Origin of the sequence: Streptomyces lunaelactis, assembly GCF_003054555.1 — a bacterium.
Lineage (GTDB): Bacteria > Actinomycetota > Actinomycetes > Streptomycetales > Streptomycetaceae > Streptomyces > Streptomyces lunaelactis.
In genome coordinates this window covers 3,116,930-3,132,569 of the sequence record NZ_CP026304.1, presented here as the reverse complement: position 1 = coordinate 3,132,569, position 15,640 = coordinate 3,116,930, and the positions used below count along the sequence as shown (strand labels likewise).

Annotated in this window: 10 protein-coding genes and 1 pseudogene; 6 read left to right on the top strand and 5 right to left on the bottom strand. The window is 70.0% G+C overall.

Going from position 1 to position 15,640, the window contains the following annotated elements; translation table 11 throughout:
* Positions 1 to 12 precede the first annotated feature (12 nt).
* Complete coding sequence (locus SLUN_RS14070) at positions 13 to 1,710, bottom strand: serine/threonine-protein kinase (RefSeq protein ID WP_108148814.1); 1,698 nt, start codon at positions 1,708 to 1,710, stop codon at positions 13 to 15.
* A 694-nt stretch (positions 1,711 to 2,404) separates the two neighbouring features.
* Between SLUN_RS14070 and recD2 the strand changes: the two genes are divergently transcribed.
* Together recD2 and SLUN_RS14060 are read left to right on the top strand one after the other, a co-directional pair.
* Entirely contained in the window at positions 2,405 to 4,624 is a 2,220-nt protein-coding gene (gene recD2, locus SLUN_RS14065; RefSeq protein WP_108148813.1) for an SF1B family DNA helicase RecD2, read from the top strand.
* Positions 4,625 to 4,865: 241 nt separating this feature from the next.
* On the top strand, positions 4,866 to 6,155 hold the full coding sequence (locus tag SLUN_RS14060; protein WP_108148812.1) for a citrate synthase: 1,290 nt from the start codon (positions 4,866 to 4,868) through the stop codon (positions 6,153 to 6,155).
* A 415-nt stretch (positions 6,156 to 6,570) separates the two neighbouring features.
* Here SLUN_RS14060 and SLUN_RS14055 read toward each other — a convergent pair whose 3' ends face one another.
* The 4 genes from SLUN_RS14055 to SLUN_RS14040 form a co-directional block, all read right to left on the bottom strand.
* Positions 6,571 to 8,766, bottom strand: a complete 2,196-nt coding sequence (locus tag SLUN_RS14055; RefSeq protein ID WP_108154736.1) for a heavy metal translocating P-type ATPase — start codon at positions 8,764 to 8,766, stop codon at positions 6,571 to 6,573.
* A 195-nt stretch (positions 8,767 to 8,961) separates the two neighbouring features.
* Positions 8,962 to 9,219, bottom strand: a complete 258-nt coding sequence (locus tag SLUN_RS14050) for a heavy-metal-associated domain-containing protein (RefSeq protein ID WP_108148811.1) — start codon at positions 9,217 to 9,219, stop codon at positions 8,962 to 8,964.
* 237 nt (positions 9,220 to 9,456) lie between these two features.
* The gene (locus SLUN_RS14045) at positions 9,457 to 9,654 is read right to left on the bottom strand and encodes a helix-turn-helix transcriptional regulator (protein ID WP_108148810.1); all 198 of its coding nucleotides are present in this window, start codon (positions 9,652 to 9,654) and stop codon (positions 9,457 to 9,459) included.
* A 210-nt stretch (positions 9,655 to 9,864) separates the two neighbouring features.
* Positions 9,865 to 10,776 carry a sugar phosphate isomerase/epimerase family protein gene (locus SLUN_RS14040; protein WP_108148809.1) on the bottom strand — a complete coding sequence of 304 codons (912 nt, stop codon included), beginning with the start codon at positions 10,774 to 10,776 and terminating at the stop codon, positions 9,865 to 9,867.
* 129 nt (positions 10,777 to 10,905) lie between these two features.
* On the opposite strand from SLUN_RS14040, the pseudogene iolC reads away from it, so the two are divergent.
* The 4 genes and pseudogenes from iolC to iolD all read left to right on the top strand — a co-directional run.
* Positions 10,906 to 11,844 (top strand): annotated as a pseudogene (gene iolC, locus SLUN_RS14035) (5-dehydro-2-deoxygluconokinase); the annotation flags it as partial.
* Between the two features lie 207 nt (positions 11,845 to 12,051).
* Positions 12,052 to 12,816: a Cgl0159 family (beta/alpha)8-fold protein gene (locus SLUN_RS42330; protein WP_108148808.1), complete on the top strand. Its 765-nt coding sequence runs from the start codon at positions 12,052 to 12,054 to the stop codon at positions 12,814 to 12,816.
* Positions 12,817 to 12,832: 16 nt separating this feature from the next.
* Positions 12,833 to 13,717, top strand: coding sequence for a 5-deoxy-glucuronate isomerase (gene iolB, locus SLUN_RS14025; protein WP_108148807.1), 885 nt, complete (start codon positions 12,833 to 12,835; stop codon positions 13,715 to 13,717).
* Positions 13,714 to 15,639 carry a 3D-(3,5/4)-trihydroxycyclohexane-1,2-dione acylhydrolase (decyclizing) gene (iolD, locus tag SLUN_RS14020; RefSeq protein ID WP_108148806.1) on the top strand — a complete coding sequence of 642 codons (1,926 nt, stop codon included), beginning with the start codon at positions 13,714 to 13,716 and terminating at the stop codon, positions 15,637 to 15,639. Before iolB ends, iolD begins: the two co-directional genes overlap by 4 nt.
* Position 15,640: the final 1 nt, after the last annotated feature.

Here is a 15,640-nt window from a genome sequence, read left to right as displayed (position 1 = left end):
GCGTCCGGCGTCCTAAAGTTTGGTGATGTCCAGCTCCTTGATGGTCCGCTCGGCGACCTCTCGGCCCCGCACTGTCAGATCGCCCTTGCCCGGGTACAGCACCGTCAGTTTGTACATGTCCCCGGAGTCGGTCTTGTAGTAGAAGATGCGGAACTCGCGCGGGGCGGGGTTGTCGCTGTCCGAGGTGTCGAGGTAGGTGCCCGAGTTCGTGGCGGCCTTCTTCCCCTTGTATGCGACGTCCGCCTTCGTCTGCATCTTCAGCCCGGAGCCGGAGCCGATGTCGAGTTTGGTGCTGCCGCTCTCGCGGTACGTCTCGGCGTCGTCATACGCCTCCGCAGCTGCCGAGCCGGCAATCCCAATCGGGTCGTCCTTGCGGATCAGATCCAGCCGGATCCAGACGGCGCCGCTCGGGTCCTCGTACCGGATCCACTCCTCGTTGCTGGTGGACTCCGCCGGCTGCCACCGCTTGTAGGCGTCGGGTACCGACAGCGTCGCGCCGAGCTGCTTCTCCGTCGCCTGCTTCCACTTGTCGCCCTGATCGGTGTCCGCCGCGAACGGGTTCGTCAGGACGAGGGCCATGGCGACGAACGCGGCGACCACCGCGCCGCCCGCGCCGAGCAGCGTCCTACGGCTCAGGGTCACGCCCTGTCGGCCACCTTCGCCCGACGACGGGGAGTGCACCACCGTCGGCGCAGGCGGCGGGGGCGCGGCGGCCTCCTCCAGAAGCAGGCGAACCCGGTCCGCGGACAACCGCTGGGACGGGTCCTTGAGGAGCAGGCCGTTGATGGCCTGAGCGAGCGGGCCTTGGGCGGCCGCCGGCGCAGCCGGGGTGGTGTTGAGAACGGCTTGCAGGGTTGCAGGGGTGTTGCCCCGTCGGAACGGGGACACGCCCTCCGTCGCCGCGTACAGCACCACGCCGAGCGACCAGAGATCGCTGGCCGGTCCGGGGCGCTGGCCCAGCACCCGCTCCGGCGCGATGAACTCCGGTGATCCGACGAAGCCGCCGGTGTCGGTCAGACTGGTCTCGCCCTCGATCTGGGCGATGCCGAAGTCGGCGAGGACCACGCGGTCGTGATGCCCGAGCAGGACGTTGTCAGGCTTGACGTCGCGATGCAGGATGCCGCCCTGATGGGCAGCCTCCAGGGCGCCGAGCACCTGCAGGCCGATTCGAGCGGCCTCGCGCGTGCCCAGCGTGCCCTCCTGAAGGACAGCTCCGAGCGAGTGGCCCCGCAGCAGCTCCATCACGATCCAGGGCTGACCGTCCTCGACAGCCACGTCGTGCACGTTGACCACCGCGGGGTGGTCGAGCCGCGCTGCGGCCCGTGCCTCGCGGCGCATCCGCTCGAAGGCGTTGGCACGTTCGCGCTCGGGAAGGTGGTCGGGGATCCGGGGCTCCTTGACGGCCACCTCGCGGCCGACCGTCTCGTCCTCGGCTCGCCACACGGTTCCCATGCCGCCGTGGCCCAGCTTGGCCAGCAGCCGGTATCGTCCGGCGATCAGCCGCCCCACACCGGGGTCCGAAGCGTCCACCTGCGGCTGCGCTGCCTGTTGCGTCGGCGCGGCGTACGGCGCGCCGGTCTGCGGAGCGCCTCGCTGTGGCAGACGGTGCGGCGCGTCGGGGTCAGGGTGGGGTGCGTCGGGCTGAGGCGGCCGGAGTATGAAGCTCGTCGGCTCACCGTTCCCGTGAGGGGATCCCCCGTAATTACTCATGCTGCTTGTCTATCGCGGATGGCAGCGCCAATTCCACTCCGGTCACGGGCGGTGACGCGAGGCCCCGCCGCGGATGGTTTCCGTGAACTCCTCGACTCGACGGTCGATCTCTCGCGCCGATCGGCTTCATCGAGCACTGCGCCTCGGAGGGACCAGGGATACGCCGCGGGTGGGGTAACAACCGCCGCCCCGCACCTACTTCTTCGCGCCGCCGCCCAGTACGTCCCCCAACCCACCCTGACACGGCCGTGACCGTCGTCTCGACGACACTCGTCGCGCCGGCCGCATTCGTCCCCAGCAACCCCGCGATCTCCTCGAACTTCTCGTCACCGAGCTCGTTCAGGACGTCCGTCTGCAAAGATTCATCGCTCATGGTCCGAAACGCTACGACTGCCCCGCTTCGTCGGCATTCCGAGATTCCGGAAAATAACTGCCCGCAGTCGTACAACCCTTTCCGCGTGACGCGGGTCGTACCTGTCATCAAGGCTCCCGGGGAGGGATCTGGGGGGATCGGGGAGCCCTTGACGGAGGGGGAGTGCGAGGGGCCCGGTCGTGAGACCGGGCCCCCTTGACTGTCCGGGGCTGTCCGGCCGCCTCTCCGGCCGACCATCCCAAACGGGGCTCCCCGCCGGCTCCGGCACGGAGTTGTCCACAGGCTGCCCGCATTGTCGGACCCCGGCGATAACGTCGGGTCATGTCCAGTCCGGTCGTATTCCAACCCGCCGTGCTCGAAGGCGTACTCGAGCGGATCACCTACGCCAACGAGGAGAACGGCTACACGGTCGCCCGCGTCGACACCGGGCGCGGCGGCGGTGACCTGCTCACCGTCGTCGGCTCGCTGCTCGGCGCGCAGCCGGGCGAGTCCCTGCGTATGGAGGGCCGCTGGGCCTCCCACCCCCAGTACGGCAAGCAGTTCACCGTCGAGAACTACACGACCGTCCTGCCGGCCACCATCCAGGGCATACGCCGCTATCTCGGCTCGGGCCTCATCAAGGGCATCGGCCCCCGTATCGCCGAGCGCATCGTCGAGCACTTCGGCATCGACACCCTCGACATCATCGAGCAGCAGCCGAAGAAGCTCATCGAGGTGCCCGGACTCGGCCCGAAGCGGACGAAGCTGATCGGCGCCGCCTGGGAGGAGCAGAAGGCCATCAAGGAGGTCATGATCTTCCTCCAGGGCGTCGGCGTCTCGACATCCATCGCGGTGCGTATCTACAAGAAGTACGAGGACGCCTCGATCTCGGTCGTGAAGAACCAGCCCTACCGCCTCGCCGCCGACGTCTGGGGCATCGGATTCCTCACCGCCGACAAGATCGCCCAGGCCGTCGGCATCCCGCACGACAGCCCGGAGCGGGTCAAGGCCGGGCTGCAGTACGCCCTTTCGCAATCCACCGACCAGGGGCACTGCTTCCTGCCCGAGGAACAGTTGATCAGCGACGGGGTGAAGCTGCTCCAGGTGGACACCGGCCTTGTCATCGAGTGCCTCGCCGAGCTCGCGGGCGATGCGGAGGGGGTCGTACGGGAGTCGGTGCCGGCGCCGGACGGCGGTGAGCCGGTGACCGCGGTCTATCTGGTGCCCTTCCACCGGGCCGAGATCTCCCTCGCCGCCCAGTTGCGGCGACTGCTGGGAGCCGCGGAGGACCGGATGCCGGGCTTCCAGGACGTCGTCTGGGACAAGGCGCTGGCCTGGCTCGCCGAGCGTACGGGCGCGGCGCTGGCGCCCGAGCAGGAGGCGGCGGTCCGGCTCGCGCTGACGGAGAAGGTCGCGGTCCTGACCGGCGGTCCGGGCTGCGGCAAGTCGTTCACGGTCCGCTCCATCGTGGAGCTGGCCCGCGCCAAGAAGGCGAAGGTGGTGCTGGCCGCCCCCACCGGGCGCGCGGCCAAGAGGCTCGCCGAGTTGACCGGAGCCGAGGCGTCCACCGTGCACCGGCTGCTGGAGCTCAAGCCCGGCGGGGACGCGGCGTACGACCGGGACCGCCCGCTCGACGCGGACCTGGTCGTCGTCGACGAGGCGTCCATGCTCGATCTGCTCCTCGCCAACAAGCTGGTCAAGGCTGTGGCCCCCGGCGCCCACCTGCTGCTGGTGGGAGACGTGGACCAGTTGCCGAGCGTCGGCGCCGGCGAGGTGCTGCGGGACCTGCTCGCGGACGACGGCCCGGTGCCGAACGTCCGGCTGACCCGGATCTTCCGGCAGGCCCAGCAGTCCGGTGTCGTCACCAACGCCCACCGCATCAACTCCGGGGTACAGCCCATCACTTCGGGCCTCTCCGACTTCTTTCTCTTCGTGGAGGAGGAGACGGAGGATGCCGGAAAGCTCACCGTTGACGTGGCGGCCCGCCGAATTCCGGCCCGATTCGGCCTGGATCCGCGGCGCGATGTGCAGGTGCTCGCGCCCATGCACCGTGGCCCGGCCGGAGCGGGGACGCTCAACGGACTGCTCCAGCAGGCGATTACGCCCGCGCGGCCCGATGTTCCCGAGAAGCGTCTCGGCGGCCGTGTCTTCCGCGTCGGCGACAAGGTCACCCAGATTCGCAACAATTACGAGAAGGGGAAGAACGGCGTCTTCAACGGCACGGTCGGCGTGGTCACCTCGCTCCAGCTGGACGATCAGCGGCTGACGGTGCTGACGGACGAGGACGAGGAGGTTCCGTACGACTTCGACGAGCTGGACGAGCTGGCCCATGCGTACGCCGTGACCATTCACCGCTCACAGGGCAGCGAGTACCCGGCGGTGGTGATCCCGGTCACGACAGGAGCCTGGATGATGCTCCAGCGGAACCTCCTCTACACGGCGGTCACCCGGGCCAAGAAGCTCGTCGTGCTGGTCGGCTCCCGTAAGGCGATAGGACAGGCAGTGCGCACTGTTTCCGCAGGCAGGCGCTTCACCGCGCTCGACCACCGGCTGACCGGCTGACCGGCGGCTGAGCGTGCGGTGCTCCGCCGCCCGGGCGTGACATCTGGGGTCCGTGGCGCGGCAAACGCCCCCCCGAGTTCCGGAGGCAGGGCGAAGGGGGCAAGATGAGCAGGTTGGCGGCACTCAGTGCCGCCAATAGGCCCAATGGTCGACCCCGAGTGCACTCTCCTGAGCCAAATGGGGGATGGTAGAGACAGTCAGGGCACCTCGAAGAAGAGGCACTACGTCGGTGAGGGATGACGTGAGCGACAACTCTGTAGTACTGCGGTACGCGGACGGTGAATACACCTACCCGGTGGTCGACAGCACCGTCGGTGACAAGGGCTTCGACATCGGGAAGCTCCGAGCCAATACCGGTCTGGTCACCCTGGACAGCGGATACGGCAATACCGCCGCCTATAAATCCGCGATCACCTACCTCGACGGCGAGCGGGGCATCCTGCGCTACCGCGGCTACCCGATCGAGCAGCTGGCCGAGCGGTCCACCTTCCTCGAGGTGGCGTACCTGCTGATCAACGGCGAGCTGCCGACGGTCGACGAGCTGGCGTCCTTCCGGGGCGAGATCACCCAGCACACGCTGCTGCACGAGGACGTCAAGCGGTTCTTCGGCGGATTCCCGCGCGACGCCCACCCGATGGCGATGCTGTCCTCCGTGGTCAGCGCGCTGTCGACGTTCTACCAGGACAGCCACAACCCGTTCGACGAGAAGCAGCGTCACCTTTCCACGGTCCGGCTGCTGGCCAAGCTGCCGACGATCGCGGCGTACGCGTACAAGAAGTCGATCGGCCACCCCTTCGTCTACCCGCGCAACGACCTCGGGTACGTGGAGAACTTCCTGCGGATGACCTTCTCGGTCCCCGCCCAGGAGTACGACCTGGACCCGGTCGTGGTCGCCGCGCTCGAGAAGCTGCTGATCCTGCACGCGGACCACGAGCAGAACTGTTCGACCTCCACCGTGCGTCTGGTCGGCTCCTCCCAGGCGAACATGTTCGCCTCGATCTCCGCCGGCATCAGCGCCCTGTGGGGCCCGCTGCACGGTGGCGCCAACCAATCGGTGCTGGAGATGCTCGAGGGCATCCAGGCCAACGGCGGCGATGTCGACTCCTTCATCCGCAAGGTGAAGAACAAGGAGGACGGCGTCCGTCTGATGGGCTTCGGCCACCGCGTCTACAAGAGCTTCGACCCCCGGGCGAAGATCATCAAGGACGCGGCGCACGATGTCCTCTCGGCGCTCGGCAAGTCCGACGAGCTGCTCGACATCGCGCTCAAGCTGGAGGAGCACGCGCTGTCCGACGACTATTTCGTCTCGCGCAACCTCTACCCGAACGTGGACTTCTACACCGGCCTGATCTACCGGGCCATGGGCTTCCCGACAGAGATGTTCACCGTGCTCTTCGCGATCGGCCGGCTGCCCGGCTGGATCGCCCAGTGGCACGAGATGATCAAGGAGCCGGGTTCCCGCATCGGCCGCCCGCGCCAGATCTACACCGGCGAGGTCCTGCGCGACTTCGTCCCGGTCGAGGCCCGCTGACACCGCGTCCGCGGCGGCCGGCGGGAGTACGGCACCAAGAGCCGGCCCTGCCCCGCTGAACGCCGCCGCGCAGAACGCGGAAAGCGCCCCGCTGCCGATCCCCCCACGGGTCGGCGGGCGGGGCGCTTCCCATATCCCCGGAGCGGATTCCCCCCACGGGATCCGGCCGGGCGTCTACTGGCCGCAGAAGCTACTCCGCGGTCTGCCGGGGTACGCACGCACGGGAGGGCCGCTCAAAGCTCCCCGGGCACGTGCCCCGGCCAACGCTTGCCTGGGACGTCCCCCAAGACATCCCATGAACGTCCCCCAAGACGTTCTCGGCATCGCCCATTCAGACTCGCGAGGAGCCGGAATGGTTACCCCTAAATATCTGTGATCTAGGTCTCCTTGTGAAGGTCTTGTGACCTACTTGTAGTCACCTGAAGGAGCGGAGCCGCAGGCTGTTGGTCACCACAAATACGGACGAAAAGGCCATCGCAAATCCGGCGATCATGGGGTTGAGCAGGCCTGATGCCGCCAGCGGCAGCGCGGCAATGTTGTAGGCAAAGGCCCAGAAAAGATTGCCCTTGATCGTGCCAAGGGTCCGCCGGGAGAGACGGATCGCGTCCGCCGCGACCCGCAGATCTCCGCGTACGAGGGTGAGGTCGCCGGCCTCGATCGCCGCGTCCGTGCCCGTGCCCATCGCCAGGCCCAGATCGGCGGTGGCGAGGGCGGCAGCGTCGTTCACGCCGTCGCCGACCATGGCGACCCTGCGGCCCTCGGCCTGAAGGCGCCTGACCACATCGACCTTGTCCTCGGGCATGACCTCGGCGTACACCTCGTCGATGCCGACCTCGGCCGCGACCGAGTCGGCCACCGCTCTGTTGTCGCCGGTCAGCAGAACCGGAGTGAGGCCGAGGGCGCGCAGGCTCGCGACCGCCTCTGCGCTGGTCTCCTTGACCGCGTCGGCGACGGTGAGGACGCCGAGCGCCTTTCCGTCGCCGGCCGCGAAGACCGCCGTACATCCCGCAGGGACGGCGGCGACGAGCTCGCGGGGCAGCTCCACACCCGCGTCTGTGAGCAGCTGCGCCCGGCCGACCAGCACCTGGTGCCCTTCGACGACACCGCGTACGCCGAGGCCGGGCACGTTCTCGAAGGCCTCGGGGACGGGGAGCGTGCCGACGCGTTCTTCGGCGCCCGCCGCGACGGCGCGGGCGATCGGGTGCTCCGAGGCGTGCTCCAATGCGCCCGCGAAGCGCAGCAGCTCGTGCTCCTCGGCGGTTTCGGCGGCGTACACGCCCTGAAGGCGCATCCGGCCGGTGGTGACCGTCCCCGTCTTGTCCAGGACGACGGTGTCGACCTTGCGGGTGGACTCCAGCACCTCCGGACCCTTGATGAGGATGCCGAGCTGGGCGCCGCGTCCCGTGCCGACCATGAGGGCGGTCGGGGTGGCCAGGCCCAGGGCGCAGGGGCAGGCGATGATCAGTACGGCGACGGCGGCGGTGAAGGCCGCGGTCGCGTCGTCCGTGACCAGCAGCCAGGTCACCAGCGTGCCGAGCGCGATCACCAGGACGACGGGCACGAAGACGGCGGAGATCCGGTCGGCGAGACGCTGGACCTCGGCCTTGCCGTTCTGGGCGTCCTCGACCAGCCGCGCCATCCGGGCGAGCTGGGTGTCGGCGCCGATCCGGGTGGCTTCGACGACGAGGCGGCCCGCGGTGTTGACGCAGCCGCCGGTGACCGGGTCGCCCGCCCGGACGTCGACCGGTACGGATTCGCCGGTGAGCATGGAGGCGTCGACGGCGGACGTGCCCTCGACGACCGTGCCGTCGGTGGCGATCTTCTCGCCGGGGCGTACGACGAAGCGGTCACCGACGACGAGCCGGGAGACCGGAACGCGTATCTCCGTACCGCCGCGCAGCACGGCGACGTCCTTGGCGCCCAGCTCCAGCAGGGCGCGCAGGGCCGCGCCGGCCTTCCGCTTGGAGCGCGCCTCCAGGTAGCGGCCGAGGAGTATGAAGGTGACCACACCCGCTGCGACCTCGAGATAGATGGTCGAGGCGCCGTCGGTACGGGAGACGGTGGGATCGAAGCCGTGACGCATATCAGGCATGCCCGCATCCCCGAGGAACAGCGCCCACAGCGACCAGCCGAAGGCGGCGAGCGTGCCGACCGAGACAAGGGTGTCCATGGTGGCGGCGCCGTGCCGCAGGTTGGTCCAGGCGGCCCGGTGGAAGGGCAGGGCGCCCCAGACGACGACCGGTGCGGCGAGGGTGAGGGAGAGCCACTGCCAGTTGTCGAACTGCAGGGCGGGGACCATCGCCATCAGCAGGACGGGCGCGGCGAGTACGGCGGAGACGATGACGCGCCGGCGCAGCGAGGCGGACTCGGCGTCGGCCTGCGGGGCGGAGGCCGTGGCAGGGGCCTCGTCGAGGTCGGGCTCGGGCTCGGGCGGCGGGGGCTGCTCGGCCGAGTAGCCGGTCTTGACGACGGTGGCGATGAGATCGGCGACCTCGACCCCGTGCGGGTAGGAGATCTTCGCCTTCTCGGTCGCGTAGTTGACCGCGGCGCTGACCCCGTCCATGCGATTGAGCTTCTTCTCGACGCGAGCGGCGCAGGAGGCGCAGGTCATCCCGCTGATGGTGAGCTCGACTTGGGACGTGTCCACTGTCGGATCCACTTTCGGAACTCCAGAAAACGGGGCCGGGCCGTACAGAACCGGTATCGGACCGGTTGGGTACGGCCCGGCGTGAGGGCCTTTCGGGGCAGGGCGGGCGGGGCCGAGTGCGCAGGCCCGGTGGTCGGGCGGTGTGCTCGGCCCGGGTGCTCAGGCCTGGGCCCGGCCGACCAGCTCGAACCCGGCCTCGTCGACGGCCTCGCGCACCGCGGTCTCCTCCAGCGGGGCGTCGGAGATCACGGCCACCTGGCCGGTGGAGGCGACGGCCTTCACCGAGGTGACGCCCGGCAGCCCGGAGATCTCGCTGGAGACGGCGCCTTCGCAGTGACCGCAGGTCATGCCGGTGACCTCGTAGACGGCTCTGACGCCGCCGATCCGCACGGTCTCGGTCTTCGTCTCGGCGGTCATGGGCGTTCTCCTCTTCGAGGTTCAACACGTACGAGGGTCATGGTGTACCGGAGGGTCATGGGAACGCGGTGGCTTCCCGACCCTCACTCACACTATACCCCTAGGGGGTAATGCGATCCTCGTTCAGGACCCCAGCCCGCCGCGTGCCGAAAAGGGTGGGCCCCGCACCGGAGCGGCCGGAGCGGCCGGAGCGGCCGGAGCGGTGCGGGGCCCGGCGGGCTTCGGTCCTGGCGGCGCTCACTCCCTGCGGCCCCTGTTTCCGGGGCGATTGGCCACCCACACGCGGATCGTGTCCGCGTACCAGTAGGGCTTGCCGGACTCCACATGGTCGGGCGGCGGGAGAAGGCCGTGCTTGCGGTACGAGCGGACCGTGTCCGGCTGCACCCGGATGTGCGCGGCGATTTCCTTGTAGGACCAGAGCTTTCTGTCCGTCATGGGTGTCCTCCCTGCGCGCGCGGCAGGGGCGGCGCGGGGGGCCGTCGGGGGAGCTGCTGCGGACGCTGGCGATCACTGAGCCTGTGCTCCCTTGAACGACGCCGAGTGGGCGCAGGGGTGGGGCTGTTGATCGTCTGTGACGGAAGACCCGCGTAATGGAGACATGCGTGACGAGAAGGCGACAACCGTGACAGAAGTGATGCGTGCGCTTCAGGCGCCACAAGAGCGCAGGAAACCCCGTGTCCGCTGCGCGATCGGGAAGGGTTTGTCGGGCGGGCACGGGTACATGTCCTGCTCGACGATGGCGAAGAGTTCGACGTCGAGCGCCTGGGCTGCGGCCAGTACGGGCTCCAGCGCGGGCACGCCGGCCGGCGGCTCGCACATCACGCCCCGGCCGACCGCCGGCCCGAACGGCACCTCGTCCGCGACCACTTCCGCCAGGATCTCCGGGTCCACCTGCTTGAGATGGAGATAGCCGATCCGCTCCCCGTAGGTCTCGATCAGCTTGACGCTGTCACCGCCGCAGTAGGCGTAGTGGCCGGTGTCCAGGCAGAGCGAGACCAGGTCCGGATCGGTGGCGTCGAGGAAACGGCTGACGTTCTCCTCGCTGTCGATATGGGTGTCGGCGTGCGGATGGACGACGATCTTCAGCCCGTGGCGCTCGCGCACCTCGCGGCCGAGCCGTTCGGTCTGTGCGGCGAGATCGCGCCACTGCGCGGGGGTGAGGGTGCTGTCCTCCAGCACCCGGCCGGTCTTGTCGTCGCGCCAGAAGGAGGGGATGACGACCAGGTGTTCCGCGCCCATGGCCCGGGTGAGTGCCGCGATGTCCGAGACATGCGCCCAGGTCTTCTCCCATACGGCGGGCCCGTGGTGCAGCCCGGTGAAGACCGTCCCGGCCGAGACCTTCAGCCCGCGCCGGGAGGTCTCCTCGGTGAGGCGGGCGGGGTCGCTCGGGAGATAGCCGTACGGGCCGAGCTCGATCCACTCGTATCCGGCGCCGGCGACCTCGTCGAGGAAACGCTGCCAGGGGACCTGCTGGGGATCGTCGGGGAACCACACCCCCCAGGAGTCGGGGGCCGAGCCGACCCGGATGCGGTTCAGGGTGGGGACGGAGGAGGTCATGCGGAGCAGCTTTCCGGCCACCGAAGAAGGGTGTCAAGCCTTCGTCCGAATGTCAGGACAAAATGTTGACAGGGTTCAGCAAGGAGCACTAGACCTGGGGACAGCCGGGCTCGAACCGAAGGGACGCGTATGCCTCAGCCGTACGACGTGATCACGATGGGCCGGATCGGGGTGGACCTCTATCCGCTGCGGACCGGGGTCCCGCTGGCACAGGTCGACACGTTCGGGAAGTTCCTCGGCGGCTCCGCCACGAACGTCGCGGTCGGGGCCGCCCGGCTGGGCCGGCGGACGGCGGTGATCACCCGCACCGGCAAGGACGCCTTCGGCGACTATCTCCACCAGGCGCTGGGGGAGTTCGGCGTCGACGACCGCTGGGTGACGCCGGTGGCCGCGTATCCGACCCCGGTCACCTTCTGCGAGATCTTCCCTCCGGACCACTTCCCGCTCTACTTCTACCGGCGGCCGAAGGCCCCCGATCTCGAGATCCATGAGCACGAGCTGGATCTCGCGGCGATCCGCGGGGCGCGGGTCTTCTGGATGACCGGTACGGGCCTGTGCGCGGAGCCCAGCCGCGGCGCGACGCTGGCCGCCCTCGCCCACCGGGACCGGTCCGGCATCACCGTCTTCGACCTCGACTGGCGGCCGATGTTCTGGAGCGATCCCGGCGAGGCACGGCCGTACTACGCCGAGGCGCTGGCGCATGCCACGGTCGCCGTCGGCAATCTCGAGGAGTGCGAGATCGCCACCGGTGAGCGGGATCCGTACGCGGCCGCGCGTGCGCTCCTCGCCGCCGGGGTCGAGCTCGCCGTCGTCAAGCAGGGCCCCAAGGGTGTCCTCGCCCTCCACCGGGACGGGACTCGGGCCGAGGTCCCGCCCGTACCCGTCGAGGTGGTCAACGGGCTGGGCGCGGGCGATGCGTTCGGTGGGGCGCTCTGTCACGGGCTGCTGGCGGGCTGGGAGTTGGAGCGCGTCATGCGGTACGCGAACGCGGCCGGAGCCATCGTCGCCGCCCGCCTCGCCTGCTCCACCGCGATGCCGTACGCGACGGAGGTCGACCAGGTCCTCGCGGGCGACCCCGTCCCGCCCGGCGCCCCTCCGCCCGCCGACGCGCCGCCCGTCCCCTCGGCGCCCTCCCGTCCCGCCCGGAGCCGCCTCGTGAGCCGCGTCGACATCGCCGAGCTCGTCGGGATCCGCACCCGGCACCCCGAGGCCGTCGCCGAGGCGGCCACCCGGCGGCGCAGGCGGCCCCGGCTCATCGGCGAGAGCGGCCGGCTGATGATCATCGCTGCCGACCACCCCGCCCGCGGCGCCCTCGCCGTCGGCGACCGCCCACTCGCCATGGCCAACCGCCTCGACCTGCTGGAGCGGCTCTGCCTCGCCCTCTCCCGCCCCGGCGTCGACGGCGTCCTCGCCACCGCCGACATCCTCGACGACCTGCTCCTCCTCGGCGCTCTCGAGGACAAGGTCGTCATGGGCTCCATGAACCGCGGCGGCCTCTCGGGCGCGGCCTTCGAGCTCGACGACCGGTTCACCGGTCACCGCGCCCAGGACCTGGACCGGCTCGGTTTCGACGCGGGCAAGCTGCTGCTCCGTATCGACTACCAGGACCCGGCGTCGCTCGACACCCTGCACGCCACCGCCCGTGCCGTCGACGAGATGGCGGAGCGTCAGCTTCCGGTCTTCGTCGAGCCGTTCATCTGTTACCGGGTCGACGGCATACTCCGCAACGATCTCAGCGCCGAGGCCGTCACCCGGTCGATCGCCATCGCCTCCGGACTGGCCGGCACCTCCGCGTACACCTGGCTGAAGGTCCCCGTGACCGACGACCCCGACGACATGGCGGCCGTGATGGAGACCTCGACGCTGCCGGCGGTCCTGCTCGGCGGCGAGATCGGCGACGACCAGGACGGCGCGTACGAGAAATGGCGTGGTGCCCTGCAACTGCCCACCGTCCAGGGACTGGTGGTGGGACGCTCGCTGCTCTATCCGGTCGACGGAGACGTCGCGGGGGCGGTCGATACGGCCGTCGGACTGCTGTAGGGGGTACGGAGACGTCATGAGCGACCACGACGAGCAGAAGCGGTACCTGCCGGCGGGCAGCACGGCCGACGGGCCGTACACCCTCCGGATCGACCCCGAACAGGCCGGCTGGGGGCACTCCGGTCTGCGCGTGCTGGAGCTGGAGCCCGGCGGCTCACACTCCCTCGCCGCCGGGGACAGTGAGTGGATCGTGCTGCCGCTCAGCGGCGGCTGCACGGTGCACACCCAAGGCGAGACCTTTGAACTGCGGGGCAGAGAAAGCGTGTTCAGCGGAGTGAGCGACTTCGTCTATGTGCCGCGCGATGCCCATGCACAGATCGCCTCCGGCGCGGGAGGCCGCTTCGCCCTGGCAGGAGCGAAGTGCGAGCGCCGACTCCCCGCTCGCTACGGCCCCGCGCCGGAGGTCCCCCTCGAGCTGCGCGGCTCGGGCAACTGCTCGCGCCAGGTGAACAACTTCGCCGCGGCCGACACCTTCGCCTGCGACAGGCTCATCGCTGTCGAGGTGCTCACCCCCGGCGGCAACTGGTCCTCCTACCCGCCGCACAAGCACGACGAGCACCGCCCCGGCATCGAGTCCGAGCTCGAGGAGATCTACTACTTCGAGATCGACCGCGGCGGGATGGGCTACCACCGGGTCTCCCCGTCGAGGCCCGGCGGTACGGACGTACTCGCCGAGGTCCGTACGGGTGACGCCGTCCTGATCCCCGACGGCTGGCACGGCCCGTCGATCGCAGCGCCCGGCCGGGACATGTACTACCTCAATGTCATGGCGGGCCCTGGCGCCACCCGGGAGTGGCTGATCAGCGACCACCCCGACCACGGCTGGATCCGCGACACCTGGCCGGAGCAGCCCGTCGACCCCCGACTGCCCCTGTACAAGGCCGAGGAGGGCCAGCAATGAGTTCGGATACGAGTACACGCCGGCTCACCGTCGCCCAGGCGCTCGTCGCCTTCCTCGCCCGCCAGTACACGGAGCGCGACGGCCACCGCCACCGCCTGATCAACGCCACCTGGGGCATCTTCGGCCACGGCAATGTGGCCGGACTCGGCCAGGCGCTCCTCGAGTCCGGCACGGCCGGCACATCTGCGACGTCCGACACGTCCGCCACCGGCATGCCGTACTTCCAGGGCCGCAACGAGCAGGCCATGGTGCACGCCGCCGTCGGCTACGCCCGCCAGTCCCGGCGGCTCTCCGCCCAGGCCGTCACCACCTCCATCGGTCCCGGCGCCACCAACCTCGTCACCGGCGCCGCCCTCGCCACCATCAACCGGCTGCCCGTTCTGCTGCTGCCCGGCGACGTCTTCGCGACCCGCCCCGCCGACCCGGTCCTCCAGCAGCTCGAAGTCCCGTACGCGGGCGATGTGTCGGTCAACGACGCCCTGCGCCCCGTCTCCCGCTACTTCGACCGCGTCACCCGCCCCGAGGCGCTCATCCCGGCCGCCCTGCAGGCGATGCGCGTGCTCTCCGACCCCGCGGCGACCGGCGCGGTCACGCTGGCGCTTCCGCAGGATGTGCAGGCCGAGGCGTACGACTGGCCGGAGGCGTTCTTCGCCGAGCGCGTCTGGCAAGTGCGCCGCCCGCGGCCCGACCTGGACGCCCTGGACGCGGCGCGCCGGGCGCTGACCGCGGCCCGCCGCCCCCTGATCGTGGCAGGCGGAGGCGTCCACCACAGTGAGGCCGAGGAGGCGCTGCGGGCCTTCGCCGACGCGACGGGCATCCCCGTCGCCTCCACCCAGGCCGGCAAGGGCTCGCTGCCCCACGACCACCCCTGCGATGTCGGCGGCATCGGCCACACCGGCACGGCGACCGCCGATGAACTGGCCCGTACGGCCGATCTGGTGATCGGCGTCGGCACCCGCTGGTCCGACTTCACCACCGCTTCCGCGACCCTCTTCCAGAACCCCGCCGTCCGCTTCCTGAACCTCAACATCACCGCCTTCGACGCCCACAAGATGGCGGGTCTCTCCCTGGTCGCGGACGCCCGTGCCGCCCTCGGTGAGCTGGCCGGGGCGCTGGGCACGCGCTTCCGCGTCGAGCCCGCGTACGCGACGGAGTACGGGGACGACAAGGAGCGCTGGGAGCACCGCGTGGACGCCGCGTTCGAGGCGGATGACCAGGACACCCGCCCCACCCAGCCCCAGGTGCTCGGCGCACTCGACACTCTGGTCACGGGGGACGACATCGTGATCAACGCCGCGGGCTCGCTCCCCGGCGACCTGCACAAGTTGTGGCGGGCGCGTTCCGCCGACCAGTACCACGTCGAGTACGGCTACTCCTGCATGGGATACGAGATCCCGGCGGCCATCGGCGTGGCGATGGCCGCTCCGGGCCGGCCCGTCTGGGCCCTCGTCGGCGACGGTACATACTTGATGAATCCCACCGAAATCGTCACGGCTGTCCAGGAGAACATCCCCATCAAGGTTGTCATCCTGCAGAACCACGGATACGCGTCGATCGGCGGCCTCTCCGAGTCGGTGGGCGCCGAGCGCTTTGGCACCGCCTACCGCCACCGGGCCCCGGACCGTACCTACACCGGCGCACCGCTCCCCGTGGACCTGGCCGCCAACGCAGCCTCCCTCGGGATGCGCGTGATCCGTGCCAAGACGGTGCGTGACCTGCGCGAAGCGCTCGCCGAGGCGCGTGGGGCGGACGTTCCCACATGTGTCTACGTCGAGACCGAAACGGCAGACACTGTGTCGGGCGCGCCTCCGGCGCAGGCGTGGTGGGATGTTCCGGTGGCCGAGACCGCGACCCGCCCGTCGGCGGTCAAGGCCCGGGAGGAGTACGACCGGCAAGTCGCCGCCCGACGCCGCCATCTGTAGA